At 61.8% G+C, this 23,670-nt stretch carries 25 protein-coding genes and 2 pseudogenes; 13 read left to right on the top strand and 14 right to left on the bottom strand.

The features are described 5' to 3' along the window. The first annotated feature begins 167 nt into the window (after positions 1–167). From QRN04_RS04335 to QRN04_RS04345, 3 genes are all read left to right on the top strand, one after another. Positions 168–590: an Hpt domain-containing protein gene (locus QRN04_RS04335; protein WP_284974931.1), complete on the top strand. Its 423-nt coding sequence runs from the start codon at positions 168–170 to the stop codon at positions 588–590. A 145-nt stretch (positions 591–735) separates the two neighbouring features. Further along, on the top strand, positions 736–1,476 hold the full coding sequence (locus QRN04_RS04340) for an IclR family transcriptional regulator (protein ID WP_284974932.1): 741 nt from the start codon (positions 736–738) through the stop codon (positions 1,474–1,476). A 116-nt stretch (positions 1,477–1,592) separates the two neighbouring features. Continuing rightward, entirely contained in the window at positions 1,593–2,780 is a 1,188-nt protein-coding gene (locus QRN04_RS04345) for a 4-hydroxybenzoate 3-monooxygenase (protein ID WP_284974933.1), read from the top strand. Between the two features lie 83 nt (positions 2,781–2,863). On the opposite strand, the pseudogene QRN04_RS04350 reads toward QRN04_RS04345, so the two are convergent. The 6 genes and pseudogenes from QRN04_RS04350 to QRN04_RS04375 form a co-directional block, all read right to left on the bottom strand. Next, positions 2,864–4,316 (bottom strand): annotated as a pseudogene (locus tag QRN04_RS04350) (HNH endonuclease signature motif containing protein); the annotation flags it as partial. Between the two features lie 359 nt (positions 4,317–4,675). Next, positions 4,676–5,140 carry a DUF8821 family protein gene (locus tag QRN04_RS04355; RefSeq protein WP_284974934.1) on the bottom strand — a complete coding sequence of 155 codons (465 nt, stop codon included), beginning with the start codon at positions 5,138–5,140 and terminating at the stop codon, positions 4,676–4,678. A 67-nt stretch (positions 5,141–5,207) separates the two neighbouring features. Then, the gene (locus QRN04_RS04360) at positions 5,208–6,077 is read right to left on the bottom strand and encodes a class II glutamine amidotransferase (RefSeq protein ID WP_284974935.1); all 870 of its coding nucleotides are present in this window, start codon (positions 6,075–6,077) and stop codon (positions 5,208–5,210) included. 70 nt (positions 6,078–6,147) lie between these two features. Further along, positions 6,148–7,548, bottom strand: a complete 1,401-nt coding sequence (gad, locus tag QRN04_RS04365; protein ID WP_284974936.1) for a glutamate decarboxylase — start codon at positions 7,546–7,548, stop codon at positions 6,148–6,150. Between the two features lie 106 nt (positions 7,549–7,654). Beyond that, on the bottom strand, positions 7,655–8,278 hold the full coding sequence (locus QRN04_RS04370) for a hypothetical protein (protein ID WP_284974937.1): 624 nt from the start codon (positions 8,276–8,278) through the stop codon (positions 7,655–7,657). Between the two features lie 129 nt (positions 8,279–8,407). After that, the gene (locus QRN04_RS04375; protein ID WP_284974938.1) at positions 8,408–8,704 is read right to left on the bottom strand and encodes a hypothetical protein; all 297 of its coding nucleotides are present in this window, start codon (positions 8,702–8,704) and stop codon (positions 8,408–8,410) included. Positions 8,705–8,979: 275 nt separating this feature from the next. Here QRN04_RS04375 and QRN04_RS04380 point away from each other — a divergent pair, with 275 nt between their 5' ends. Further along, a complete protein-coding gene (locus tag QRN04_RS04380; RefSeq protein ID WP_284974939.1) occupies positions 8,980–9,798 on the top strand; it encodes a DUF2382 domain-containing protein in 819 nt (272 codons plus the stop codon). A 322-nt stretch (positions 9,799–10,120) separates the two neighbouring features. Here the strand turns inward: QRN04_RS04380 and QRN04_RS04385 are convergent, their stop codons facing one another. Further along, complete coding sequence (locus QRN04_RS04385; protein WP_284974940.1) at positions 10,121–11,974, bottom strand: glycoside hydrolase family 15 protein; 1,854 nt, start codon at positions 11,972–11,974, stop codon at positions 10,121–10,123. 183 nt (positions 11,975–12,157) lie between these two features. On the opposite strand from QRN04_RS04385, the gene QRN04_RS04390 reads away from it, so the two are divergent. After that, entirely contained in the window at positions 12,158–12,388 is a 231-nt protein-coding gene (locus tag QRN04_RS04390) for a DUF6458 family protein (protein ID WP_284974941.1), read from the top strand. Positions 12,389–12,476: 88 nt separating this feature from the next. Beyond that, the gene (locus QRN04_RS04395) at positions 12,477–12,761 is read left to right on the top strand and encodes a hypothetical protein (protein WP_284974942.1); all 285 of its coding nucleotides are present in this window, start codon (positions 12,477–12,479) and stop codon (positions 12,759–12,761) included. Between the two features lie 53 nt (positions 12,762–12,814). Here the strand turns inward: QRN04_RS04395 and QRN04_RS04400 are convergent, their stop codons facing one another. Beyond that, positions 12,815–13,006, bottom strand: a complete 192-nt coding sequence (locus tag QRN04_RS04400) for a hypothetical protein (protein ID WP_284974943.1) — start codon at positions 13,004–13,006, stop codon at positions 12,815–12,817. Positions 13,007–13,163: 157 nt separating this feature from the next. Continuing rightward, positions 13,164–13,757 (bottom strand): histidine phosphatase family protein, encoded by a 594-nt coding sequence (locus tag QRN04_RS04405; protein ID WP_284974944.1) that lies wholly within the window; start codon positions 13,755–13,757, stop codon positions 13,164–13,166. 85 nt (positions 13,758–13,842) lie between these two features. Between QRN04_RS04405 and QRN04_RS04410 the strand changes: the two genes are divergently transcribed. Continuing rightward, a complete protein-coding gene (locus QRN04_RS04410) occupies positions 13,843–14,196 on the top strand; it encodes a hypothetical protein (RefSeq protein WP_284974945.1) in 354 nt (117 codons plus the stop codon). 301 nt (positions 14,197–14,497) lie between these two features. After that, a complete protein-coding gene (locus QRN04_RS04415; protein ID WP_284974946.1) occupies positions 14,498–15,904 on the top strand; it encodes a serine/threonine-protein kinase in 1,407 nt (468 codons plus the stop codon). Between the two features lie 58 nt (positions 15,905–15,962). Here QRN04_RS04415 and QRN04_RS04420 read toward each other — a convergent pair whose 3' ends face one another. The 3 genes and pseudogenes from QRN04_RS04420 to QRN04_RS04430 all read right to left on the bottom strand — a co-directional run bounded on the left by QRN04_RS04420 (position 15,963) and on the right by QRN04_RS04430 (position 18,357). Then, positions 15,963–17,192 carry a GAF domain-containing sensor histidine kinase gene (locus QRN04_RS04420; protein WP_284974947.1) on the bottom strand — a complete coding sequence of 410 codons (1,230 nt, stop codon included), beginning with the start codon at positions 17,190–17,192 and terminating at the stop codon, positions 15,963–15,965. Positions 17,193–17,257: 65 nt separating this feature from the next. Further along, positions 17,258–17,917, bottom strand: coding sequence for a winged helix-turn-helix transcriptional regulator (locus QRN04_RS04425; RefSeq protein WP_284974948.1), 660 nt, complete (start codon positions 17,915–17,917; stop codon positions 17,258–17,260). Between the two features lie 6 nt (positions 17,918–17,923). Continuing rightward, positions 17,924–18,357, bottom strand: a pseudogene (locus QRN04_RS04430) (VOC family protein). 255 nt (positions 18,358–18,612) lie between these two features. On the opposite strand from QRN04_RS04430, the gene QRN04_RS04435 reads away from it, so the two are divergent. Both QRN04_RS04435 and QRN04_RS04440 read left to right on the top strand, forming a co-directional pair. Beyond that, a complete protein-coding gene (locus QRN04_RS04435; protein ID WP_284974949.1) occupies positions 18,613–18,822 on the top strand; it encodes a hypothetical protein in 210 nt (69 codons plus the stop codon). A gap of 103 nt (positions 18,823–18,925) precedes the next feature. Continuing rightward, the gene (locus tag QRN04_RS04440) at positions 18,926–19,729 is read left to right on the top strand and encodes a DUF1206 domain-containing protein (protein WP_284974950.1); all 804 of its coding nucleotides are present in this window, start codon (positions 18,926–18,928) and stop codon (positions 19,727–19,729) included. A gap of 73 nt (positions 19,730–19,802) precedes the next feature. Here QRN04_RS04440 and QRN04_RS04445 read toward each other — a convergent pair whose 3' ends face one another. Next, positions 19,803–20,069, bottom strand: a complete 267-nt coding sequence (locus QRN04_RS04445) for a hypothetical protein (protein WP_284974951.1) — start codon at positions 20,067–20,069, stop codon at positions 19,803–19,805. Further along, complete coding sequence (locus QRN04_RS04450) at positions 20,062–20,331, bottom strand: GlsB/YeaQ/YmgE family stress response membrane protein (RefSeq protein WP_284975064.1); 270 nt, start codon at positions 20,329–20,331, stop codon at positions 20,062–20,064. The genes QRN04_RS04445 and QRN04_RS04450 overlap by 8 nt, the downstream gene beginning before the upstream one ends. A 610-nt stretch (positions 20,332–20,941) precedes the next feature. On the opposite strand from QRN04_RS04450, the gene QRN04_RS04455 reads away from it, so the two are divergent. From QRN04_RS04455 to QRN04_RS04465, 3 genes are all read left to right on the top strand, one after another. After that, positions 20,942–21,343 (top strand): hypothetical protein, encoded by a 402-nt coding sequence (locus QRN04_RS04455; protein WP_284974952.1) that lies wholly within the window; start codon positions 20,942–20,944, stop codon positions 21,341–21,343. A 167-nt stretch (positions 21,344–21,510) separates the two neighbouring features. Then, on the top strand, positions 21,511–22,995 hold the full coding sequence (locus QRN04_RS04460; RefSeq protein WP_502868761.1) for a fumarylacetoacetate hydrolase family protein: 1,485 nt from the start codon (positions 21,511–21,513) through the stop codon (positions 22,993–22,995). Continuing rightward, positions 22,988–23,656 (top strand): GntR family transcriptional regulator, encoded by a 669-nt coding sequence (locus QRN04_RS04465; RefSeq protein WP_284974954.1) that lies wholly within the window; start codon positions 22,988–22,990, stop codon positions 23,654–23,656. Before QRN04_RS04460 ends, QRN04_RS04465 begins: the two co-directional genes overlap by 8 nt. The last annotated feature ends 14 nt before the right edge of the window (positions 23,657–23,670 follow it).

Below are 23,670 nucleotides of genomic sequence, written 5' to 3' on the forward strand. Positions count from 1 at the left end.
CTCCTTCGCCTTCAACGCCACCCAACGCACCGCCACCACCAAATAACACCCAGCCACCGCCGAGCCTGATCGGGCGCCCCCCTGCCTGATCAGGCTCGAGCGGTTACTAGCAATTACCCAACTGGTGGCACAACCGCGGAAGGAATGCCATGACGAGCAGGCCCGAGATGACTGAGGAAACTGTGGCGTCGGAAACTGCGGCGTCGCCAGTAGTCCTCTGGGAACTGAACACGCTAAGGAGCCTTCGGGACGAGTTGGGCGATTCCCGTCCCGTGGCACGCTTCCTTTCGACCTACCTGAGTATGCTTCCCGGCAGGGTCCTCAGGATTTCCAAGGGTTTGTGTCAGCACGACACCAACGCCACCCTGGATGCGGTGCTCAGCCTGAAGATCTCCTCGGCCATGGTTGGGGCTATGGAGGCGGAATCGCAATGCCGCGCAATGGAATCGATGATCAGGAACCATTGCTTGGCTTCTGCCGCCGAGGTTCTGCCGGCACTTCGGAGTGCTGCGGAACGCTGTCTGGCGGCCGCCCCGCAGGTGCTAGGCAATGCCGCGGCAGGCGCCCCTCACCATCTGCGCAGCTCATAACCTCCGCAGCTCATAACCGAGCTGAGTCGGGGCTGGTTGGTGCACCCCTGTAGCCCGGAGGCAGCGCGGCTGCTGCTAACGATCAATTGGTCTTACCATTGAATGGAAGGCGCCACCTCCGGCGCCTCTGGTGGAGGAGCACATCGTGGCAAATTCAGATTCGGGCGACTCGGTTGTCGATCGGGTTGTCAGGGTCTTTGAGGCATTCCCTGAAGGTGTGGCGTCACTCCAGCTGACTGAGCTCGCTGAGCGCGCAGGCCTGCCGCTCTCCTCGGCCCATCGGCTGGTCCGGCAGCTCTCCGGCCACGGGCTGCTGGAGCACGACGCCGGCGGCACCGTTCGCTTGGGCATGCGGTTGTGGGAACTCGTGAATCGCAATTCGCCCACCCTGGCCTTGCGACAGGCGGCGATGCCGTTCATGGAGGACATCCAACAAGTACTCAACCAGAACGTTAATCTAGCTGTGCTCGATGGGTGGGAAGCCCTGTTCGTGGAGCGTCTCTCGCGCAGGGGGTCCATAGTCAACCGCGCTCGGGTAGCAGGGCGGATGCCCGTGCATATCTCATCTGCGGGTTTGATACTGATGGCGCATCAATCGGCCCAGCTCCAAGCCGAGTACCTCAAGCAGTTCCGAGACCCTTCAGGAAAGATGACTGCCGACGTCGTACGCCGTTTGCTCGCGGAGGGCGCGCAGCAAGGGTATGTGCAGCTCGCCGGCGTCGTGGACCCGGACGCCTGGGGAATTGCGGTGCCGGTGATGGATGCAAAACGCCGGACTCTAGCGGCATTGGGCGTGGTGGTGCCCGTTGCTGAGATGCGCCTTCAAGCCTTGGTCCCCGCACTTCAGACCGCGGCCCGCGGCATAGGACGCCGTCTTGAAGCGTAATTAGCCTTCCGTTCAACGGAATGCACGACCCCTCGAGCAGTCCCTGCCCGCCAGACTGATTGCAGATCCATCCAAGCCAGATCTTGGGCGGGGACCGCAACGAAGCGAGGAGTACCATGGCACGCACGACTATCACTACCCAAGTCGCCATCATGGGGGCTGGTCCGGCAGGGCTGATGCTCTCCCATCTCTTGGCCAAGCAGGGAATCGAATCCGTAGTGGTGGAGATCCGGAGCCGACAACAGATCCACGAGACAGTTCGCGCCGGCATCCTCGAACACGGCACCGTGAACTTGCTGGTCGACTCCGGAGTGTCGGACCGGGTTCTGCGCGAAGGGGACAGGCACGACGGCATTGAGCTTCGCTTTAACGGCGAGAGTCATCGCATCAATTTCAAGGAACTCGTGGGCGAGTCTGTGTGGCTCTATCCCCAGACGGATGTCTTCGCGGACCTTGCCGCCCGCCGCGAGGCCGACGGCGGCGACGTGCGCTACAGCGTCACCGACACGACAGTGCACGATCTCGAAGGCAAACCCAAGGTTTGGTTTACCGATGCGGAAGGCCATGACGTGGAGGTTGAGGCGGACTTCATCGTAGGCGCTGACGGCTCACGTAGCCACTGCCGCTTCCAGATACCTGAAGCCAACCGCAAATGGTATTTCCACGAGTACCCCTTTGCCTGGTTCGGCATCCTGGCTGAAGCGCCGCGAAGTGCCGATGAGCTCATCTACGCTAACTCCGACAACGGCTTTGCCCTGATCAGCCAGCGTACCGAAACCGTTCAGCGGATGTACTTCCAGTGCGATCCCCACGAAAATGTTGCCGAATGGGACGACGAGCGCATTTGGTCAGAGTTCCGCCGGCGGGTCAACGGCAACGGGTTCGAACTAAAGGAAGGACCGGTCCTTGAAAAGATGGTTCTTCCTTTCCGGAGCTTCGTGCACACGCCGATGCGCCATGGCAACCTCTTCCTGGCCGGGGATGCGGCGCACACCGTTCCGCCCACCGGAGCCAAGGGCTTGAACCTTGCCATCAATGACGTCAAGGTACTTTTTGAGGGTTTGGACTCTTTCTATTCGAGCGGCTCCACGGCCACGTTGGATTCTTACAGCGACCGGGCCCTTGACCGGGTCTGGAGGGCGCAGCATTTCTCATACTGGATGACTTCCATGCTGCACACCGTGCCCGGTGCGGACGATTTTGACAGGGCGCGGCAACTCGGCGAACTGCACTCCGTTGTTGGATCCGAGCACGGGAAAGCGTACCTGGCGGAGTCCTATACAGGTTGGCCGACGTCGCGCTGAAGTCATGATGAGCATTACGATGCCTCCGATCGACGGCGAGCGGGTGGGTGGATGAGGGCCGACAGAACCTAGGGCGCTCCCTCCTACGTTCTGAGGGGTGTGCGGTGGTGGTTCCGCTGCGGTATTTGACCGGGGTCAACGTGGAGTGGCGGAACGAACCACGGGACACCTCTAATGACGCTGATTTTCCATTGTTCTTTGTGCACGAGGTGATGGTGGTGGCTGCAGAGCAGGGTGCCGTTCTCGGTGCTTGTGGTCCCGCCTTGTGACCAGTAGGTGACGTGATGGGCTTCGCACCAAGGGGCGGGCATGGTGCAGTCAGGGAAGGCGCAACCTCCGTCCCGCGCGGTGATGGCTTTCCTGACGTGGGGCGGGAAGAGTCGAGTGGTGCGGCCGATGTCCAACACCCGGGACTCGCTGCCGAGCAGGACGGGAATAATGTCGGCGTCGCAGGCGATTTTGCGGATGGTGTTGGGGTGGATTGGGCCGCCGAATGTGGCCGTGCCGCTGGACGGGCCCCGGTACCTGCGTTGGACTTGTTGGAGGAGGTCGGTGGTCGATCGTGACGATGACTTGGGGCCGCAGTCCTCCGTTGGAGGGCAGTTGGCCGGTGGCCAGTGCCACGTTGCAGGCACCGACCAGTCCGTCCAGGAGCCTCTGCGCCCTGGATCGTCGGTCTAGAACTGGGCGGGCGGGTTCCTCTTTTGTCGCCGTGCCTGCAGCGGAAGCTTCGACTGTGCCTGTGTCTTCATTGCTGGCCGTGCTGTCTGGAGTGCCGGCGCCGGTAGTGCGAAGACGTGGGTTGGTCGCGGTGTTCATGACGGTGGTGAGGGTCTCGAACTGTTCAGTGGTGGCGAAGATCTCAACGTGGTGGAGCCCGTGGCGGGGCTTGCGAATGAAGGCGCCTTGAAGTTGGCGAAGGGCTTCTTCGGTGGGTTCGGGCCCGTCTTGGTCGATGGCGTCAGTCCATCGCCTGGCAATCGTGGCGACGAAGTCGGGGTCGGACTGGATTGCCGTCTGGGTCAGGGCACGCTCCATGGCCGCGATCGTGTCGGTGCTGGCGAAGTGCGTGACCTTGTCCAAGGCCATCGTGATGATCGTCGCGGACCGCGACGGCACAAGCGCGGAGGCGATGGCGTCGGCGAGCTCTTCCCGCTTGGGCGTCACCGATTGACCGGCGATACCGGCGTGGGGGAGGAGTTCGGAGGCCAGTGCAAGCCTGCGCCGGGCTTCACTGATACCGATCCGCAAGCGGGCGCGCAAGAACTCCGCTGCGTTCCGGTACCCGTCGTCCAGGAGGCTCGCAGGTTTCCCGCCGTACTCTTGCGCTTTGGCGGCTTGTGACTCTGGCCCCGCCGCTCGTGATGGTTTCATCTGTTCAGCCTCGTGCCGGGTCCGGGCTACCGCGTGGGCTGCGACTACCTGCAGGTACTCCAGGGACCGGGAGATCTCCTCAACCGTGCCGGCAAAAGCGGCGGCCTCGGTGAAGTCCATCAAACGCCCTTCGACGGCAGCAGTTGAACGTGCCGAGTCGAGGCCCGAAATGCAGTTCTCCAGGATCCGCCCGATCCCGGTTAAGTCGGCAGAAGAACCCGGCGAGGGCTCGCGTCCCTGAGGAGGCGAAAGCGGCGGCATGGCAGTGTTCCGGGCCCCCGCTGTGCCGCCCCTGCGTCGCGAGATGCGGGGCTGGGCGCTACTCTGCTGCTTCCGCTGTATTACCCCCTGCCCGCGTACCTGCCCGCTGTCTCCCATGCAGAAACCCTGTCACGGGAGCCAACCAAGCATCAGGTGCAACCCACGCTATGTGGAAAACCTCCCCAACCGACGCACCTGAACCTGAGCGGTCGGCGAAACGGAAACGGCGGCCATGGAGGTACTTACGAGCCTGGAGCTATCTAGTACTCGCCTTTGATCACGAAGTAGGAGCCCCTGATGACACCGGCAAGTTTCGACTTCTGACGGGCGAACTTGAAGCGTGATTCGAGTTCCTCGGGAATCTCCATTCCCTCTGAGAGTTTGAATCCCACAGCCCTCTTGCCGCCCTCCTCGATGCTGTACATGACGTTGATGGACAGGCCGGACTCGTAGAAAACGTAATCCATGCGTAGCCCGTCAACTTCGAAGGAAGTCGCTTCCAGCGGACGGGACCCGATGACAATATCCCGTTCTTCTTTCAGGATGCGGCTAACGCGCTCGATCACCTCGGGGACTTCGTCCGCGGGGCTGACGGTGAAGGCATGGTTGTACTTGTTCATGTAGTAGCGAGACTCATTGGCGCGCAGGCCGGCGAGCGCATCGACCACAGGAGACGACTCCACGCCTTCTGTAGAAACGTTTTTGAAGTCAACGATGTGCTGCAATGCGATCTCCTCACTAGGTGTGTAGGGACCACGATAACCCGACGACCGAGCTGCCGCCCGAAGCAGGTCAGGGTTTTTGCGACTCCGCGGCGTGGGGTTCAAGGTCGGCCAGGGTGAGCTGGTGGGCCGGGGCATCCGGGAAGGGGAAGGTGCTCCGGGCTGCCAGATCCGGGCCAACATGGATCAGCTCACCGGATCTGAGCGGACGCCATCCGGGGTCGTGGTCCATGCGTTCGGTAGCGAAGAGTACATGTTTGGAACGGGTGAGCTCAGTGCTTCGGGAGTGTATCCGCTTGCTCCGTGCATCCAAGGGCGCAGCGGGGCCCGGAACCGCGGCAGGTTCCCGCTCCAAGATGTATAGCTCGTGCGTTGCCGGGTACCTGAGGCTCCAAATGTCAGTGGCCGTTGTCAGGATGAAGTTCAGACTGAAGACCGGCAATTCCGCGGCAATCCAGCTGACGGCGCGTCCGATTCCAATTCCCACATCTCCTGCTGCCTTCCTGGTTTCCGCGGTGATGAGGGCGAACAGGCGTTCACTGTCCGTCTGTCCTTTTACGAGTTCCAGAACGCCCAGGCTGTCCAAGTGAGCGTCGAGCTTTTGCAGTCCTTCGAAAGAGCCGTTGTGGGCGAACAGCCGGCCATCCTGCTCGAATGGGTGCGTGTTCACCAAGGTTAAGGCGCCGGTGCTCGCATAGCGTACGTGGGCCAAGAACGTGGTGCTTTTGAGGTCGCGGGCTTCGCGGGCGAAAGCATGGTCTTCCCAAGCGGCCAGTGGCTGTTTGGCCACTCGCGGCTTCCCGGCGGCGTCGTAGGTTCCGATGCCCGCGCCGTCGGGTTCCCGACGACTCTGGACGGAGAGGCTATCCGGGGCGTCCAAGAGCCAAAAGGTGGCCCGGACCGGGTGCGCGCCGGCATGAAGCCCGAAGAGTCGGCACATGTCTTTGCTCCTTCACGACGAGGACAGCACAGCCGGGGCGATCAGCTGACACAGGACACGGTACAGCCCGCTAGTGGTGGAAGGCAGGTGTTTGTCCGACGGTGGGCATCGGCGCGTCGAGGGAATCGAGGTATTGGACTTCCCTCTTCAGATCGGTGAGGAAGCTCGATGCCAGGTCCCGCGTAAAGCCGTTCCGGACCACGATCCGCTGGACGGTAATTTCACTGAGTCCATCAGGCAAGGGGTAAGAGGGAACCAGCCATCCGTTCAGGCGGAGGCGCTCTGAAAGATGGTGGAGGTTCCATTTGTCGGTATAGCCATCTGCGAGCTGCCAAGCAAAGACAGGGATGTCCGATCCGTCACTCCACAGCTTGAACGCGTCCATGGCCCCGATCTCGCTCGAGAGGTAGTGGGCGACGTCGCGCGAGGTGGCTTGGACGGACTTGTATCCGGCAAAGCCCAAGCGAAGGAAAAGGTAGTACTGCAGTAGCACCTGGGCCCCTGGCCGGGAAAAGTTGAGCGCGAACGTGGGCATGTCCCCGCCCAAGTAGCTGACGTGGAATATCAGGTCGTCAGGCAGAGCTTCTTCGTCCCGCCATACAACCCAGCCCAATCCGGGGTAGACCAGTCCGTATTTGTGGCCCGAGGTGTTAATGGAGGCTACCCGGGGCAACCTGAAATCCCACACAATTTCCCGCTGCAGGAACGGAGCCACCATAGCCCCGGACGCTCCGTCCACGTGGATAGGGATGTCGAGGCCTCGGCGCTCCTGAATGTCGTCCAGCGCGGCGGAGATGGCCTGGACCGGTTCGTACTTGCCGGTGTACGTAACGCCCATGATGGCAACGACGCCGATGGTGTTCTCGTCCACGTACTGATCGAGGCCTTCGCCGTCGAGGACCGGGTGTTCCGCTGATACCGGAACGTAGCGCGCCTCGACGTCCCAGTAGTTGCAGAATTTTTCCCAGCATACTTGGACTGCGGAGCTGAGGATGAGGTTAGGCTTGTCCGTCGGCAGGCCGTCTGCCCGCCGTTTGTGGTGCCAACGGCGCTTGAGGGCCAAGCCGCCGAGCATGCAGGCTTCCGAGGATCCGATGGTGGACGTTCCCACGCTCTTGGCAGCGTCCGGTGCGTTCCAGAGGTCGGCGAGCATCCGCCAGCAGCGCGTTTCAATCAGCGCAGTTTGCGGGTATTCGTCCTTGTCGATCATGTTCTTGTCGAAGGCCTGGGCATAAAGTTCCGATGCTTCGGGCTCCATCCAGGTCCCGACGAACGTTGCGAGGTTCAGCCTGGAGTTGCCATCCAACATCGCTTCGTCGTGCACGATCTGGTAAGCGGTGGCGGGCAGTGACTCGCCCTCCGGCATGGTAAAGCGCGGGAAGATCGTGGCCTCACCGGCCCTGCTGAACAAGGGGTTGAGTTCGATGGCGGTGTCCGGCTCATGTTTGGACGTCCGGTGTGATCTGCTCATGGCTGCTCCTTGGGATTCTGTCCTGCACAGCGTTAAAGCGTCCGACGGCGGGAGGCCGCGTCGGACGCTTTGTGCCCTTGCGTGGATGGTAGTTTACGCGGGTTGGCTAGTCGACGACGTCGGTGCGACGCTCGACGGCGGCCCGGTCGACTTTGCGGTGGAAGTGCATTCCCGCTTTGCCGCCCAAGATGGCCCCGAGGAGGGGAACGATCAGGGCAATGACGAGGCCGATGATGCCGCTGACAGTCAGGAGGCTCCCGTCGACGGGGATCTGCGGTGCTCCGTTGAGGTTGCCGAGGATGTTGAACTGGCTGCCGGCTACCGTGGCGAGGATGGCCACGATCACGGCGACGATGATGCCCCAGAGCCAAACGGCGAGTCCTTGCCGGGCTCCGTCAAAGCGGGCCATCCTGCCCGCCACGTATCCGCCGCAGTAGTACGCAAGAAACAGTATGACGGCGAGAATTATGCCGCTGGCAACCCCCAGTGTTTGGGCGTTCTTGCTGGCCTGGTCTGCGGCTAGGTTAACGTTGGTGGAATTTGCGGCGCCGACGCCGACGCCGATGGCGGTCGCCAAGGCGCTCAGCAGGACGGTCATCCCGATGGCGGTGAGCCAGCCGAAGAACGCCGAGCCCCATTTGATGCCGCCGAACCGTTCCTTTTCAGTGGCGACGATGTCATTGGTACGCCGTTGGGGAGTGCTTGCTCCCGTGGAATCTCTCTGTGCCATGTCATGTCCTTGTGGAGTGGGGGATCACGCGCCGGGGCCTCGGCTCGACCCCGGTACCTCAATCGAAACACCACAGGACACTAGAAAGCAAGGCTACTTACCATTGAAATGTCGACGTGCTTGTCCGGCCTAATCCGGAATCTCCATCTGGAAGCCGCACTCGTCACAATGGAGTACGCGGGTGGTCAGATAGGCCTCAAGGTCCGGATCCATCCTGCGGTCGTTGAGGCCGGTCATGAGCATGCTTCGCTTCCCGGTTCCCGTGTGCATGGCTACCCCGCAATGGAGGTAATGCTTGCTGAGGCGCGGGATGCTCTGGTTTTTTGTGGAGCTTCGGAAGCGGGTGTCCTCGTCGTCGACCCGGACTGCGGTCATCGCAGGGGCCGGAGGGGAGGAGGGGAAATGATGCGCTGGCTGAGCAGGCATTGGTTGGTCCTGAAAGTAAATGGAGAGTGGACGCCTATGGCATAAGTGTTGTTCTCCTCTCCTGAGGGTAAGCGCGGCAGGCCTGGCATCGCAAGCCTGGTGAATCTTTGCCCAAGGGGTTGCCAAGGTAACACTAAGCATGCTTATGGTATTGGTGTTCCCGCTGACGGGTCGACATTTATTCTCAGGAATTCCCCGTAACAGCGTCTCGAACGGCCCGGTGAAGCAGCTCGCCAGGCATTCTCGGCACCAGAACCGCATTCCAAGGAGACATCATGCTCGCTAGGGAAAACATTGACCGTTTGATGGGCCTCAACGGAAACGTCCGTACGGCAGACGGTGACAAAGTTGGTTCCATTGGCACCTTCTACACCGATGACGACACGGGAGAGCCCACGTGGGTCACAGTGAAGACCGGGCTGTTCGGCAGCTCCGAGTCTTTCATTCCGCTTGAAGGAGCATCCGTGGACGGCGACGACGTCGTTGTCCCCTACGGCAAGGACCACATCAAGGACGCACCCCGCGTAGCCGACGACGGACACTTGGATCCGGGCGAGGAGGACCGCCTGTACAACCACTATGCAATCCAGGGGCGGGACAACGGGAACGGCAAGGCCGTAGGCACGTATGGGACCGCTGACACGTACCAAGACACGGCTAGCACCGGCACGTCCGGCACGAACGCGACCGGCACCACTGACGTGAACGCCTCGGGCGGCGGCGATTCCATGACCCGTTCAGAGGAGCGGCTGAACGTGGGAACGGAAAAGCAGGCTACAGGCCGTGCCCGCCTCCGCAAGTACATCACCACGGAAAACGTCACCACCACGGTGCCCGTCCAGCGCGAGGAAGTTCGCTTGGAGCGGGAGCCCATCACGGACGCCACCGCGAGCGATGCCATGTCCGGGCCGGACCTCACCGAAAGCGAACACGAGGTAACCCTTCATGAGGAGCGCCCCGTGGTCGAGAAGGAAACCGTCCCGGTGGAGCGGGTTCGCCTCGAAAAGGACACCGTCACGGACAACGTCCAGGTCGACGAGGAAGTCCGCAAGGAAAACATCGAGACTGACGGCACGGGCGAGACCCGCCGCTAGCCCGACTTAAGGCGCAAGCCTGACCTGGGCGCTAGCCCGACTCAAGGCGCAAGCCGGCTTAATGCAACGCGTCCGACGGCGGGAGGCCGCCGTCGGACGCGTTGTTGCGTATTGCAACTACCGCTCCAGCACCGGGAATGGGACGATGGATGGATGGGCGAACATGAGCAAGGCCAGCCCGCCGTGCCGACGGGCGCAGCGTCAGAAGACCGGGGAGACCCGACCACCCAGCAAATTCGGACCATAGGCCAGCGCCGAAGGGAAGCCGAACGAAAACTGGACCAGCACCTGGAAGAAGCCAGCCGTAAGGGCGAACCGCGGGCTAACGAAGACGAGGATCATTCCGAAGGGTAGCCGCACCCTCCTGTTGCGTTCTCTTATGCCTGTGCATAGGAGTGTCGCTGTGGTGTGCCTCGCCATGATGGAGTTGCAGGGCGCTGTGGATCAGCGGGAAGTGGCTGAACGCTTGCGGGGTGTTCCCGAGTTGCCGCTGGGACCGGGGATCCCACTCTTCGCTCAGCAGGCCCACATCGTTGCGCAGGGTGAGTAGCCGCTCGAAAAGCGACGTGGCCTCGGCTGTGCGGCCAACACCAAGAAGCGCATCAACCATCCAGAAAGAACACGCAAGGAATACACCTTCGTCGCCAGGGAGCCCGTCGTGCCCGGAGGCAGTGTTATAGCGGAGTACTAAACCGTCGTCGGTCAGGCCCTTTTGGATGGCATCAACGGTCCCCACCACGTGGGGGTCGCGGTGGGGCAGGAAGCCCACCCGCGGAATGAGCAGCAGGCTGGCGTCCAGTTCTGTGCTCCCGTAGGACTGTACAAAGGAATTGAGCTTCTGGTTGAAGCCCTTTGACATCACGTCCGCATGGATCTCGCCACGAAGTGCTGCCCAACGTTGCACGGGTCCGGGCAAGCCGGAAGTCTTGACACCTTTGACCATGCGGTCGGCGGCCACCCACGCCATGACCTTGGAGTGAGTGAAGTGGCGCCTCGGGCCCCGAACCTCCCAGAGTCCGTTGTCCGGCTGGTCCCATGCCCCTTCCAGGTACTCCATGAGGGCCACTTGGATATCCCACGAGTTATCTACTGTGCCCGGCGGCGAGTATGCCCGGGTCAGCGAAAGCCCGTCCAGGACTTCGCCCCACACGTCGAGTTGGAGTTGGGGGGCCGCCGCGTTTCCCAGCCGGACCGGCGTGGAACCCTCGTAACCGGAGAGCCACGGGATCTCTGCCTCTGGAAGTCGGCGTGCGCCGTCGAGCCCGTACACGATTTGCAGCTTGGCCGGGTCCCCGGCGATGGCCCGCAGGAGCCATTCACGCCATGCCGCGGCTTCTTCGGTGTAGCCGGCAGCAAGCAGGGACTGCAGCGTCAGCGTCGCGTCCCGGAGCCAGCAGTATCGATAGTCCCAGTTCCGCGGGCCGCCTATTTGTTCCGGAAGGGACGTGGTGGCGGCTGCCACAATTCCACCAGTGGGCGCGTAGGTGAGGGCCTTGAGGGTGATCAGCGAGCGTTCGATCGGCTCCTTGTACTTCCCCTGCATTTCGGAACGCGCCACCCAGTCGATCCAAAACGATTGCGTCGTTTCGAAGGCCCGGCGTGCGTCGATCTGCCGGGGTTCCCGTTCGTGGCTAGGAGCCCAGCCCAGGACGAAAGGAATCCTCTCGCCTGCCCGCACCGTGAATTCGCTAAAGGTGCGCTTGTCCCGGCCCTGAAGGGGGACAGGGGTGGTGAGGTAGGCCGAATCCGGCCCGGCCACTGCACTGATGCCATGCTTGCTGCGGCGAACCCAAGGAACCACGGTGCCGTAATCGAAGCGTAGGACCAGTTCCATCTCCATGGTGACCTCGCCGGCGAGGCCCTCCACGATCCTGACCAAGTCCACGGCATCGTCCCGTACCGGCATGAAATCCGTGACGCGGACCGCTCCGCCGTCGACTTCCCACTCGGATTCCAGGATCAGGGTGTCTTCGCGGTACCGGCGCCGGGTGCAGTTGCCCTGGGCGCCCTTTGGCGCAAGGAGCCAGCGGCCGGCCTCAGGTGAATCCAGAAGGGCCGCAAAGCAGGCCGGGGAGTCAAAACGGGGGAGGCACATCCAGTCAATGGATCCGTTGCGTCCCACGAGGGCCGCCGTGTGAAGATCGCCAATGAGGGCGTAATCCTCAATCCTGGCCATGGATCAGTTCCTTACTTCGGTGCAATCGACTACGCCTGACCGTACCCTGTCCGTTTGGCTGCCTCAACGCTGACGCGGCTCTTTCCAGGTGAGACCATGCTGGCGGGACCAGATGATCATAAGTATCCTGATGTTACGGACGCGTCGCTTGGCCGCGTGCCGAACGAACTTGAGGAGCTCGTTATGAGAATTGGTTCTTCCATTGCCCTGATCGCCATCGGAGCTATTCTGGCTTTCGCGCTCGCCCCCGGACTCATTCCCTTCTTGGACCAAGTCCTTGTGGGCTACATCTTGATGGTGGTCGGCGTCTTGGGGCTGATCATCTCCATCGCCATGTCCGGCCGTACCCGGCGCACCGTCGTCGAGCGGCGCGTCGCACCGGAAACGATTGTTGAGCGTCGTCCCGAAATCTAACCGGCTCGCCCGCAGCGTGAAACGCACGACGGCGGAGGGTCGCCGTCGTGCGCCAACGCAGCGGGACGTCACAACGTAGGCTTTTGACATGGAAAACTCATTCGTCGTTGAACCTGTAAATGTGAACGAGTATCTGCTCCGGTGGGCAGCAGAGGGGCAGGCGGGCGAGTCCCTGTTCCATACCAACCCGGAGTTCCTCGCGGAAGTAGGCCTGGATGGCTTCGATGAGCAGCAGGTCGTCGAAGAAACCGCGGATTACCTGGCAGAACGCCAGCCGGTGATCGACTTTCCGCAGACTGTCGATCTCGAAGAAATCGCCGCAGCGTACGGGGATTATGCCGAGCAGCTAAAGGCCCGGCTAGAGTCGCGGTAAAAGCCCGCGGGTGATTCCTCTGGGGGTGATTCCTCCGCGGGTGATTCCCGGGGTCACCACAGTAGGTCGACGTCGAACTCTTCCGGGCGGCGTCCGGTGGCGAGGGCCGCAGCCTCACGAACCGCCTGGGCGGCTTCTCCGAGGCTGGGGGACTGAACCACGAGGTCGGGAATTTGCGTGACGTGCAGCTCAAACCAACTATCGGCGGCCCTTGTCACCATCGCCGTCAGGGCAATCGCGGTCATAACGCAGGTTCCTGCCCTTCCAGGACAGTGATGACCGGGAGGTTAAGGTCGAGGCCCTCCCGGGGCGCAGACTAGCGTAAGCCACCTTCTTGACTTAATTGAGCATACAGAAATTCGTATGCTTAATGTCGGTATTGGGGAGGAAATTCCGGCTAAATCAGGCGTCGACGTCGGCGCTCACGCGCTCGCCGTTGAAGTACTCCAGCTGCCAGTCGCCGGAGGCATCGTAGGTGGCGAGATTGAGCGCAGCATTGTGTACGTTGCCCAAGGTGCGGCCGATCGCTCGGCTGAGAGCCAAGCGAATCAATGTCCCGTGCGCCACCACCAACACCCGCTGGCCTTCAAATTCCTGCGCCAACGCTTCGAGCGCCGCCAGTCCACGGCTTGCTGCGTCCTGATCGCTTTCGCCCCCTTGGAAGCCGCTGGCGATTCGGAGGGCTTCCAACTCAGGGCCGGCCTGCAAGCCTTCGGCGCGGCCGAAGCTGCGTTCAATAAGTTCGGGAATATGTTTGGCCACTGTCAGCCCCAGTTCGCCCGCGATGATCCGAGCTGTTTCCGCGGCGCGGTCCAGCGGGGAGGCAACCACCACATCCCAGGCGTGGCCTTTCAAGGCACTCGCGGCATCACGGGCCTGGCCGCGACCGACGTCGTTCAGGGGGATATCCGTGGCGCCCTGCAGCCGGCGATCGGCGTTCCAGTCGGTCTGGCCATGGCGGACGAGGGCGAAGGTGGTGAGGGTCATGCCTTCCATTCTGCACTGCCATTGCAGGGGGTGCGCTTTGTAAGTCTCCTTATAGACTGCTGGTGTAACTGTTCTCGACGCTTAGGGGAAGTACATGAGCTACAACGGAAGTCCATCCGAAAAGGCAGTTCCTGCCGGAGAGTTGGACCGGCGTCATGTGGGCCAGTCGGTGAGTTTTCAAGCCAATGATTTCACGGTGGTTTTCGGTACTATCGCCGGGATTGCCCGCACGGAGGCGCAGGTGTACTTGTCCCTTGCCGGAGTCGGCGGTGGCACGCACCTGAAGGACGAATATGATCTGCCGAACTCCCAGGAGGTGTACCTGCAACTGGATCCATTGAGCAGCGCGGAAAAGGGCTTTTCTGAAGCAGCGAGCCGCATCAAGGACAAGCTGGATGAGCTTGGCAAGAATCTCCGCGACCGGGACCAAGCCAAGGATTCCGAGTAGTCGCCCAGCGAATATGAGGCCACCACGGCCTATGACGCCCCGCCGAAGCACTGGCGGGGCGTCACCCATTTGGTACCAAAAAGACCCGTGACATTGCCTTACCCCCTAGTACTAAGTATCCTGATGACTTATCCAGCGAAACTGGATGACGCTGTTTGGGCTGGGGGTTGCTCGGGTCGTGGGGGCTGAAGAAGGCGGCCATGCGGCCATCGCTGAAAAATATGATCGACGGTATTGCCTGGCATACGCGGACAAGTAACTGTCCGCAGCATCCAGAGGAGCCTGAAGGGCGTGACAATTCGTGGGCAACAATGAAGAGGCCGGGAACATCCCCGGCCCCGATCTCGATCGTGGTGTCCTTGACGGGCGCTATCAACTTGGTCCCATCCTGGGTCGTGGCGCCATGTCCACCGTCTACCGGGCAACCGACCTGCTCCTGGGCCGGGACGTCGCCATCAAAATCTTCCTGCCAGGCTCGGGGGACGAGTCCTTCCGGGCGCGCCAGGAAACCGAGATGCGCCTTTTGGCGAGCTTCGACCACCCCGCACTCGTGGCTGCTTTCGACACGGGCGTCGATACCCGCAATGACGAGGAGCGGGCGTATTTCGTCATGGAGCTCGCCGAGGGCCGGGACCTCCGCGCCGTGCTCGCCGACGGGCCGCTGCCAGTGTGGGAAGCCGCGAACATCGGGTTTAGGATCGCTGAAGCCTTGTCCGAGGTCCACGCCCGCGGGGTCATCCACCGCGACATCAAACCCGCGAACATCCTCGTCTCCGGCGGGGATGTTCATACCCAATCCGTGAAGCTCGCAGATTTCGGCGTCGCGCTTGTCATGAACGACAACCGCCTGACAGCCACCGGATTTACCGTCGGCACCGCCCAGTACCTGAGCCCCGAACAAGCCCAAGGACTCCATCTGACGCCAGCGAGCGACATCTATTCATTGGGCTTGGTCATTCTGGAGACCCTTACCGGCAAAGCCGAATACCCTGGAACGCCAGTGGAGACGGCGACGGCGAGGCTGCACCGGTCTCCGCACATTCCCCCGGAGTTGCCGCGATCGTTGCGTTCCCTGCTCGCAGCGATGACAGACATGGACCCCCTCAAGCGGCCTGGCGCCCACGAGGTCGAACAGTCATTGGCGGTGGAGCGGACGCGCCCTGGCCGCCCGGCCGCCGTCGTCGCGTCCCTGCCGCCGATGCCGTCCAGGCCGCCGCTGGCGGTCCGGACCAGACGCCAGTCCGCCGTCGCCGGTGCACTGAGCCTAGGCAGGCGCCGGCCGAAGACGCTTCGCGGTGTGGCCGCTGCAGCGGTGACCGTTCCGCTGGCGTTGTTGATGTTTGTGCAAGGGCTGGCCCCCTCTGCGAATATCCCGCCCGCCCAGCGCGCAGACGTCAACGTGTCCCAAGCCGATCCGCAGACGTCGGCACCGGCGGAGCCCGCTGGGCAGGGCTCGTCCCAGCCAGTGGAAGCCGTACCGGCGGCGGCCCCAGTAGCAGTCCCAACGTCCGAAGGCGTTCCCGCGTCAACAGTTGATCTTCCGGCTGCAGTGCAACTTCCCGCACCTGCTCCTGTGACGCCTGCCGCGCCCGCAGTCGTTGGTTCGACGAACCAGCCCGGGGGTAACGCCAAGGATTCCGGCAGCGGGAAGCAAACCAAGCCTCAGAAGGCAAAAGATAAATCGCGGCAAAACGGCCCCGGCAAGTAGGCCGGCCTCTTATACGCGCGATTTATAGCTGCGCTATTACCGACGCCGGTAACGGCGGCTATGCGCCGGCCGGAAAGCTGATCGCCACTGTGGTTCCGCCACCCGGAGTTTCCGTGAGGCTAAGCTCCCCGCCGTGGGCCTTCGCGATGCTGCTGCAGGTGGCCAGGCCTAAACCGGAACCGGGTCCATCGCCTTGGCGTCGCAACCGCACGAGAGGTTCCAGGACCTTGGCGCGGTCCTCAGGATTTATGCCTTTACCGTTGTCGGCTACGAAGAGGGTTGCACCCTGGTAGTTGGATACGCCGCTGATCCGGATGCGGAGCGCCCGCTCTTGACTCCGGTAGTTCATGGCGTTGGACAAGAGGTTTTGAAGCAGGACCCGGAGTTGGCCTTCATCGGCGGAAAGTCTGAGGTCCTGGACTTCAATGATGCCGTCATTCTCAATGCCGAGGTCGCGGATGACGTCTACAGCCACGTCGTGCAAGGACAACTGGGCCGATTGGATTCCGCCCCCAACCCGGGAGTAGTTCAGGACGTCTTCCAGCATCCCCAGCATCCGCCGCCCACTGGCACCGATCCGGTTCAGGTACTCGGCCGCCACGCTTTGGCCGTCGATGTCGGGGTCGTCTTCCACCAATTCCACATATCCAAGAATCGTGGTGAGCGGTATGCGGAGATCATGGCTGACGCGGCCTGCGAACCCGGCCAGCTTGGCGTTGCTGTCTTTGAGCTCGGCGTAGGTCCTGTCCAACTGGACCGTGCGGTGCTGGAGTTCGAGTAGCTCCACCACTTGTTTGGCAAGTACTTCCAGCATGCCCACCTGCCGTGGGCTGAGTTCATTGGTCTTGTCCGAAAAAACGCACAGGGTCCCGGGAACGAAGCCTGATTCCGTTTGAAGGGGAACAGACGCATAGAAGCGCACCTTCCCAATGTCCCCGTTCACAAAGGGATTGTCCGCGAAGCGGGGATCCTTGGACGCGTCCGACACTACAGTCCGCTCGCGGGACAGGAATACCTTGGCGCACATGGAATCCTCACGGGAGCAGACGCCGGGGTCCACGCCCCACGCCCCGATCTGGTGCTGGTACTCCGCGCTAATGATGTTAACGACGCCGAATGGGGCCGAACATAGCTCGGCGGCGAGCCGTACGAGGTTCTGTAAGGCGCTCATGACGGCGGTGTTGGGCAGCAAGGTGGAGTCCGTTGCCGGGTCAAGTCCGTACTCCCTCAATTCGAGGTCACGGCTCGAATCGTCGGTAAAGGACAACTGGCCCAGCACTTCCGTCATATAAAACTCCCCAAGCGTCTTTAGGATTCCTCGCCGATACTACCGGGAAATACCATGATTCCGGGTCACGCAGCGGCGAGGTGGAATGTGCTGGCGAAGCGATTCAAGAGATCGCCTGGCCCGTGCAACACCCTGACCACGCCTGCGGCCACGGCCTCATCAGGGGCTAGCTCCCCGGAGATGATCCGGTGAATGCCCGGACCGGCTGCAAAGGCAAGGTCTGCCGCTCCTTCCCAGCCGGGGTCCTCACGCCGCGTCACTTGGAGGGTCCCACCGGAGACCCGCACCAGCAGTCCAGCGGAACCGACGTCGGCCTCATAGGAAGTGGCGGGGAACCTAGCTGCCACGTCGGGCTGGAAGGCCGTTCGGAGGGACATCGTCATGGAATCCGGGGTGATGATCTGCTCCTCCCGGGGATCACCCAGGGCTTTGAAACCCCATGCGCCCAACGCAAGCACGATCGGTTCGAGCTCCCGGCCGTACGGCGTCAACTCATAAACGATGACCCGGGAGTGCGGGATCCGGCGGATGATGCCCGCGGACTGTAAATCTTTGAGCCGGGCAGCGAGGATATTGCTCGGAATGCGGGGAAGGCCCCCTGCGAGCTCCCCATATCGGCGTGGCCCCACCAGTAAATCGCGGACTATGAGCAGGGCCCAGCGTTCACCCACGAGCTCCAACGCGCGGGTGATCGCGCAGTACTGCCCATAGTCCCGTGCAGCCACGCGGGATCAGGCCTGCTGGGTCATGTAGGCCTCAGGCCCCTGCTCAGCCGCCATCGGTTCCATGTAGCCGAACTCGAGCACATTTCCGTCAGGGTCAGTGAGTTGCCGTTGGTACATGAAGCCGAGATCGGTGGCGGGGCGATCTTCCGAGCCGCCTGCGGCTAGGCCGTTGGCGACCGCTGTGTCCACGTCTTCCTTGCTGTCGAGGAAGATCGCGGTGGCCACTGACACCGCTGCCGTAGGGTCACCGATGGGACGGTCCGTGAATGTCTGGAAGAACTCGCGCACCAGGATCATGAAGTAGCTGTGGTCCTCTTCGACCACAACACAGGCCGCGTTGTGGTCGGTGAACATCGGATTGATGGTGAACCGATCGCCGTATAGAACGACTTTGCCCGCTCGAGGTCTGTCACGGGCAGGTTGACGAACATTGCAGTCATGGTGGTCACCGTCTGGTTGGTCCGGTACTGGACACAAGCCACACTTGCAAAAAACAAGTGGCACGTCAAGGACTTCCGTTAACGGACTGCGGGTGGACGCTGTGGCGTGGTTGGAGGAAGGAGTTCGGGACTCGGGGGCCCTGGCAATCTTGAGCGAATCTTGAGATGACCCGGCGTCGTTCTTGAGGGGCCGGTCCGATGGTTGAAACATCAGCCAATGCAGCTGATGGGAACTTCCAGGAAGGACCACCGGGAATGCCTGACCAGATTACGACCCCCTCAATGAGTGGCGGCTTCGCCTCCTCCCCTGTGAAGGCCGGTCCGCTTGCCTGTGCCGAAAATGACTCGCGCCCCGCAGTGGAAATCCTCGGACAAACGCGATCCGTGGGGGCTGTCCGGGAGCAGTTCAACCCGTTTGGTGTTGGGCTGAGGAGCATCTGGCCGCAATCGGTGTGCGGTTTCTAGGACCTTCCGCTCTGCCTTCTTCCCATGCACATAGCCCTCAGGGGATTCCGGTGGCACCATGGTGTGCAGCTAGGAGATAAGGAGGCTTGTCATCAAGGAGGAGATGAAAAAGGCCGCTGACGTGGCCGAGGAGGCTTCCAAATCCCGAACCTTCGAACGCGTAGCCCGCGCGGGGTACGCCGTGAGCGGCATCCTGCACGTCCTGATCGGCGTTATCGCCCTCCAGTTGGCGGTAGGGCGGGGCGGTGAAGCCGACGTCACAGGCGCGATATCCCAGATGGCCAGTGAGCCGGCAGGGCCATTCCTCTTATGGACTTGCTTTGCTGCGTGCGCGGCGCTGGCCTTATGGCAACTGGGAAACGCCATTCTCGGCTACCGGAGAGGAGTCGATAACAAAGTATCCAAAAGGCTTTCAGCCGCCGGACAGGCCGTTGTGTATGCCGCTTTGGCGGCCACACTCATCTCCTTCGTTGTGGGCAAGGACAAGAACAGCCGGGAATCTACTACTGACGTCACCGCCAGCCTGATGAAGGTGCCGTTCGGCACGGCCATCCTGATTGCTGTAGGCGCGGGCATCATGATCACCGGCATAGTTTTTGGGGTGCGCGGCTTCACTAGGTCGTTCAAGAAGGATCTCGCTCTTTCTTCCAAGAAGGAAGACCGCGATTTCCAACTCAGTGTTGGGGTGATCGGTTACGTTGCCAAGGGTATTGCACTGTTGCTCGTTGGATTGTTGGTGGTCATCGCAACCGTCACCGCACGGCCCGAGCAGTCCACCGGCCTCGACGGAAGCCTGAAGGCCCTGCGGGAACAGCCGTACGGGCCATACCTCTTGGGGGCTGTGGCCCTGGGGCTCATTGCCTACGGACTCTTCCTGATGGTCAAAGCCAAAACTCTGCGCACCTAGCTGCGACATCCGCTTAACAGCAAGAGCCCCGGAAGATGCGCAATGCATCTTCCGGGGCTCTTGGCGTTACAGGCTAGTTTTGCGTCTGCCCGGAACCGGACGCTTCTTCATCCGGCTCGGATGAGAAGGGGCGGTCCGTCGCCGTATCTTCGGTGTTGCGCTCGTCCAACTCGGCATCAGCTGAGGGCACAGTCTTCTCGGCGTAGTCGCCGGCCGTGTAATCGCCCCCGGCGTCGTCACGCAGAGTCTCGGGGGATACTCCCGCATCACCGTAGTCACCCTCGACGTACTGGCCGTCGAGTTCCTCGCCGTTGGCGTCCGGGTTCTGGTGCTTAGCCACGGTGAGTCCGGCGTCCTGCGAGGAGGCCATAGATCAGCAGAACAATGATGGATCCGCCGATCGCCAAGAGCCAAGTGGTAAGCGAGAAGAAGTCCTGGAGGCCGGTGTGGAAGAGAACGCCACCGATCCAGCCACCCAAGAGGGCGCCTATGACACCCAGCAGGAGGGTGATGAGCCAGCCGCCACCCTGACGGCCCGGAAGGATAAGTTTTGCAATAGCGCCAGCCAAGAGGCCGAGCAGGAGAAAACCAAAGAAACCCATTTTTGGTCCTACTTTCTTGTTGATGTAAATTCCATGAACTTCCATGAACATTGTCAAGAGGTCCAGTTCATCGGGTGCCTGTTCCAATGTGGAGGCACCATAATGGGGCCCCTGGAGGCCCTTTGGAATGCGGGGATTGAAACTGTTATGCCATCCCGATGAATGTCTTAAATAAAGCCAATAAAACACTCCTGCCGATGGGGTCGGTCCGTAGCACTGCACAAGCAACGCTAGCGGGTCCCCGGTTGAGTAGCAAGTAACCTGACTATTTTGCGCTACGGCCAAAAGCGTGCTTCCTTCGTTTAGCTGCGGCGGATTCGGGGCGGCGCAGGCTTGGAAATCCTGATGCCAGTGCTGCTCTCTCACCCCTTCGGTTGGGGGGCGTGATTGCCGCGGCTCGGCGCGGGGGACCCGCGGGATCTTCATCATCGAAGGCCCTGGACATATGTGATTGCGCGCACGGAGTGGATGCTTTTCTGGGTCAGAAGCCGCTCTTTGTCCGTGATGATTCTGCAATTACAAACTCCGGAGAATGAATGAATGTTCACGTGACACTGGACGGGTGGCAGACTAGGGTCGAAAGATAGTCACCTCGGAAGGAGTGGTTCCCATGAAAGGGAAAGTAATGTTCGCCGTCGGCGTGGCTGTCGGTTACGCATGGGGTTCTAAATCGTGGTCGGAGGTCTACGGCCGGGTTCGGGGAGGGACAGAAAAGGTCCTAAATAACCCGGACCTCCAGGACGGTGTGCATCAAGCCGCGGAGGCCGTGCAGGAATCGGTACCCGACATTTTGGACTCGTTGTATGAGGCGGGGAAGAAGCTGATCGATAAGGCTGAATCGATGCTTCCGGGCTCCAAGGGGTCCGAGTCGGCAGGGGACTCGATCGCCACCATGAAAACAGTTCCGGCTGCGCGCGCCATGCCAACCGTGGCATCCGATGTTGTGTCAGAGCCTGGCGTGGAGGATGCTGCGGGTACGGACCGGGCTGGCGAGAGCGACTCGGCACCGTAAACGCCATGCCTCATTGCTAATCCCTTTTGCTAGCCCCTTTGCAGAAAGGGGTTGACGGCGGAGATCTTCGCGGACATAGTTATCGTATACGATTTCGTACTCGATAAATCTTGCCCCGAGGAGGTGCCGTGACAGTGGAGTTTCGGACCCAAGACTTTAGCCAGTCCATGCTGGCCCGGACGCGCAAAGTCATCGCCGTCCACATCAACTACCCCAGCCGTGCAGCGCAACGTGGACGCACTCCCGCGCAGCCGTCGTATTTCCTGAAGCCTCCGACGTCCTTGGCACTGGGCTCCCCTGAGGGTCCCGGGATTGTTGAGCGTCCGGCCGGATGTGAGTTGCTCGGTTATGAGGGTGAGATCGCACTGGTGATCGGCAAGTCAGCCCGACGGATCGGCTTGGATGATGCGTGGAGCCACGTCGAATGGGTCACCGCATCCAATGATCTCGGCGTTTACGATCTCCGCTACGCGGACAAGGGCTCCAACGTTCGATCGAAGGGCGGTGACGGTTTCACTCCGGTGGGTCCGGCGCTCATTCCGGCCGATGCCGTTGACCCTGCCCGACTGCGGATCCGCACGTGGCATAACGGCGAACTAGTCCAGGACGACACCACCGAGGACCTGCTGTTCCCGTTCGCGCAGCTCGTGGCGGACCTCTCCCAGTTGCTCACCCTCGAGGAGGGCGACATCATCCTCACAGGCACCCCTGCCGGTGCCTCCGTGGCCAAGCCGGGCGACGTCGTCGACGTTGAAGTCACAGGCGGTGACTTCAGCACCGGCCGCCTGACCACCAAGGTCACAGAAGGTACGACGCCGTTCGCGGACTTCGGCGCCCAGCCCAAGGCAGATGACACGCAGCGGGAAGAAGCTTACGGTTCCCGGGAGGCTGCCGGTTTGCCTGCTGCTGGTCCTGGCGCCGGTGTATTGACGCCGGAGCTGAAGGCGAAGCTGGAGTCCGTGGCGACCGCGACTTTGTCATCCCAGTTGCGCAAGCGCGGGTTGAATAACGTGAGCATTGATGGACTGCAGGCAACCCGTCCGGACCGAAAAGTGGTGGGCTTGGCCCGGACACTCCGGTACGTGCCCAACCGCGAGGACCTCTTCAAGACCCACGGCGGCGGGTTCAATGCCCAAAAGCGTGCAATTGATTCGGTCGATGCGGGCGAGATCCTCGTCATGGAAGCCCGCGGCGAGAAGGGCACGGGAACGGTGGGGGACATCCTGGCCCTCCGCGCCCAGGTGCGGGGGGCCGCTGCCATCATCACCGACGGCGGAGTCCGCGACTACTCTGCCGTAGCTGACCTGCAGATGCCCACGTACTTCGCGAACCCACACCCGGCGGTGCTTGGTCGGCGCCACATTCCCTGGGATACGGACATCACCATTGCCTGCGGCGGCGCCACCGTGCAGCCCGGCGACATCATCGTGGCTGACGCGGACGGCATCCTGGTGATCCCGCCGGCCATCGCGGAAGAACTGGTAAATGACTGCATCCAGCAGGAAAAGGAAGAGACCTTTATCTTCCAAATGGTCAAAGAGGGCAACAGCGTGGACGGTCTGTACCCGATGAACACGGAGTGGCAGGCCCGCTTCCAGGAGTGGGCCGCGGGGCAGGAAAGCCCCAGCCCGGAAGGAGCCCCAGGTGACTGAAACCGCCGTCGGAAGCGCCGCCGTCGGGAGTAAGTCCCAGCAGGCCTATGAAGCCGTGAAGGCCAGGATCGTGGAGGGGACCTACACGCCCGGTTACCGGCTGGTCCTGGCCAAAATTGCCGAGGACTTGGGTTTCAGCGTGGTGCCGGTGCGCGAAGCGATCCGCCGCTTGGAAGCTGAGGGGTTGGTGACGTTCGAACGGAACGTCGGCGCCACAGTGTCCGGCATCGACCCCACCGAGTACCTCTACACGATGCAGACGTTGAGCATCGTCGAAGGCGCCGCCACCGCTCTGTCAGCGCCACTCATCGACTCCGTGGCAATCGCCCGGGCCCGAGCAGTGAACGAAGAGATGCGTGAGTGCCTCAAGCACTTCGACCCCGTTCGTTTCACTGCGCTGAACCAGGATTTCCACGGCGTCTTGTTCGAATACTGCCCCAACCCGCACATTCTCGACCTCGTCCACCGTGGCTGGAACCGGCTGGCTTCGCTCCGCTCGTCAACCTTCAGGTTCGTCCCCAACCGTGCCCATGAGTCCGTGCGCGAACACGAGGCGTTGCTGGAACTCATCGAGTCCGGAGCCGACGCCGAAACCATCGAAAAAGCGGCCCGCCACCACCGTGCCGCCACCCTGGACGCGTACCTCGCCAAAGCCACCTAACGCATTGCGTTGCT

It is taken from the genome of Arthrobacter sp. efr-133-TYG-104 (genome assembly GCF_030208915.1).
Classification (GTDB): Bacteria; Actinomycetota; Actinomycetes; order Actinomycetales; family Micrococcaceae; genus Arthrobacter.

Excerpts from the sequence above, each read along its gene's own strand:
- QRN04_RS04335 (WP_284974931.1), top strand. The coding sequence starts at position 168 with ATGACTGAGGAAACTGTGGCGTCGGAAACTGCGGCGTCGCCAGTAGTC.
- QRN04_RS04345 (WP_284974933.1), top strand. The coding sequence starts at position 1,593 with ATGGCACGCACGACTATCACTACCCAAGTCGCCATCATGGGGGCTGGT.
- QRN04_RS04360 (WP_284974935.1), bottom strand. The coding sequence starts at position 6,077 with ATGTGCCGACTCTTCGGGCTTCATGCCGGCGCGCACCCGGTCCGGGCC.
- gad (WP_284974936.1), bottom strand. The coding sequence starts at position 7,548 with ATGAGCAGATCACACCGGACGTCCAAACATGAGCCGGACACCGCCATC.
- QRN04_RS04370 (WP_284974937.1), bottom strand. The coding sequence starts at position 8,278 with ATGGCACAGAGAGATTCCACGGGAGCAAGCACTCCCCAACGGCGTACC.
- QRN04_RS04375 (WP_284974938.1), bottom strand. The coding sequence starts at position 8,704 with ATGCCTGCTCAGCCAGCGCATCATTTCCCCTCCTCCCCTCCGGCCCCT.
- QRN04_RS04380 (WP_284974939.1), top strand. The coding sequence starts at position 8,980 with ATGCTCGCTAGGGAAAACATTGACCGTTTGATGGGCCTCAACGGAAAC.
- QRN04_RS04385 (WP_284974940.1), bottom strand. The coding sequence starts at position 11,974 with ATGGCCAGGATTGAGGATTACGCCCTCATTGGCGATCTTCACACGGCG.
- QRN04_RS04390 (WP_284974941.1), top strand. The coding sequence starts at position 12,158 with ATGAGAATTGGTTCTTCCATTGCCCTGATCGCCATCGGAGCTATTCTG.
- QRN04_RS04395 (WP_284974942.1), top strand. The coding sequence starts at position 12,477 with ATGGAAAACTCATTCGTCGTTGAACCTGTAAATGTGAACGAGTATCTG.
- QRN04_RS04400 (WP_284974943.1), bottom strand. The coding sequence starts at position 13,006 with ATGACCGCGATTGCCCTGACGGCGATGGTGACAAGGGCCGCCGATAGT.
- QRN04_RS04405 (WP_284974944.1), bottom strand. The coding sequence starts at position 13,757 with ATGGAAGGCATGACCCTCACCACCTTCGCCCTCGTCCGCCATGGCCAG.
- QRN04_RS04410 (WP_284974945.1), top strand. The coding sequence starts at position 13,843 with ATGAGCTACAACGGAAGTCCATCCGAAAAGGCAGTTCCTGCCGGAGAG.
- QRN04_RS04420 (WP_284974947.1), bottom strand. The coding sequence starts at position 17,192 with ATGACGGAAGTGCTGGGCCAGTTGTCCTTTACCGACGATTCGAGCCGT.
- QRN04_RS04435 (WP_284974949.1), top strand. The coding sequence starts at position 18,613 with ATGCCTGACCAGATTACGACCCCCTCAATGAGTGGCGGCTTCGCCTCC.
- QRN04_RS04440 (WP_284974950.1), top strand. The coding sequence starts at position 18,926 with ATGAAAAAGGCCGCTGACGTGGCCGAGGAGGCTTCCAAATCCCGAACC.
- QRN04_RS04450 (WP_284975064.1), bottom strand. The coding sequence starts at position 20,331 with ATGGGTTTCTTTGGTTTTCTCCTGCTCGGCCTCTTGGCTGGCGCTATT.
- QRN04_RS04455 (WP_284974952.1), top strand. The coding sequence starts at position 20,942 with ATGAAAGGGAAAGTAATGTTCGCCGTCGGCGTGGCTGTCGGTTACGCA.
- QRN04_RS04460 (WP_502868761.1), top strand. The coding sequence starts at position 21,511 with ATGCTGGCCCGGACGCGCAAAGTCATCGCCGTCCACATCAACTACCCC.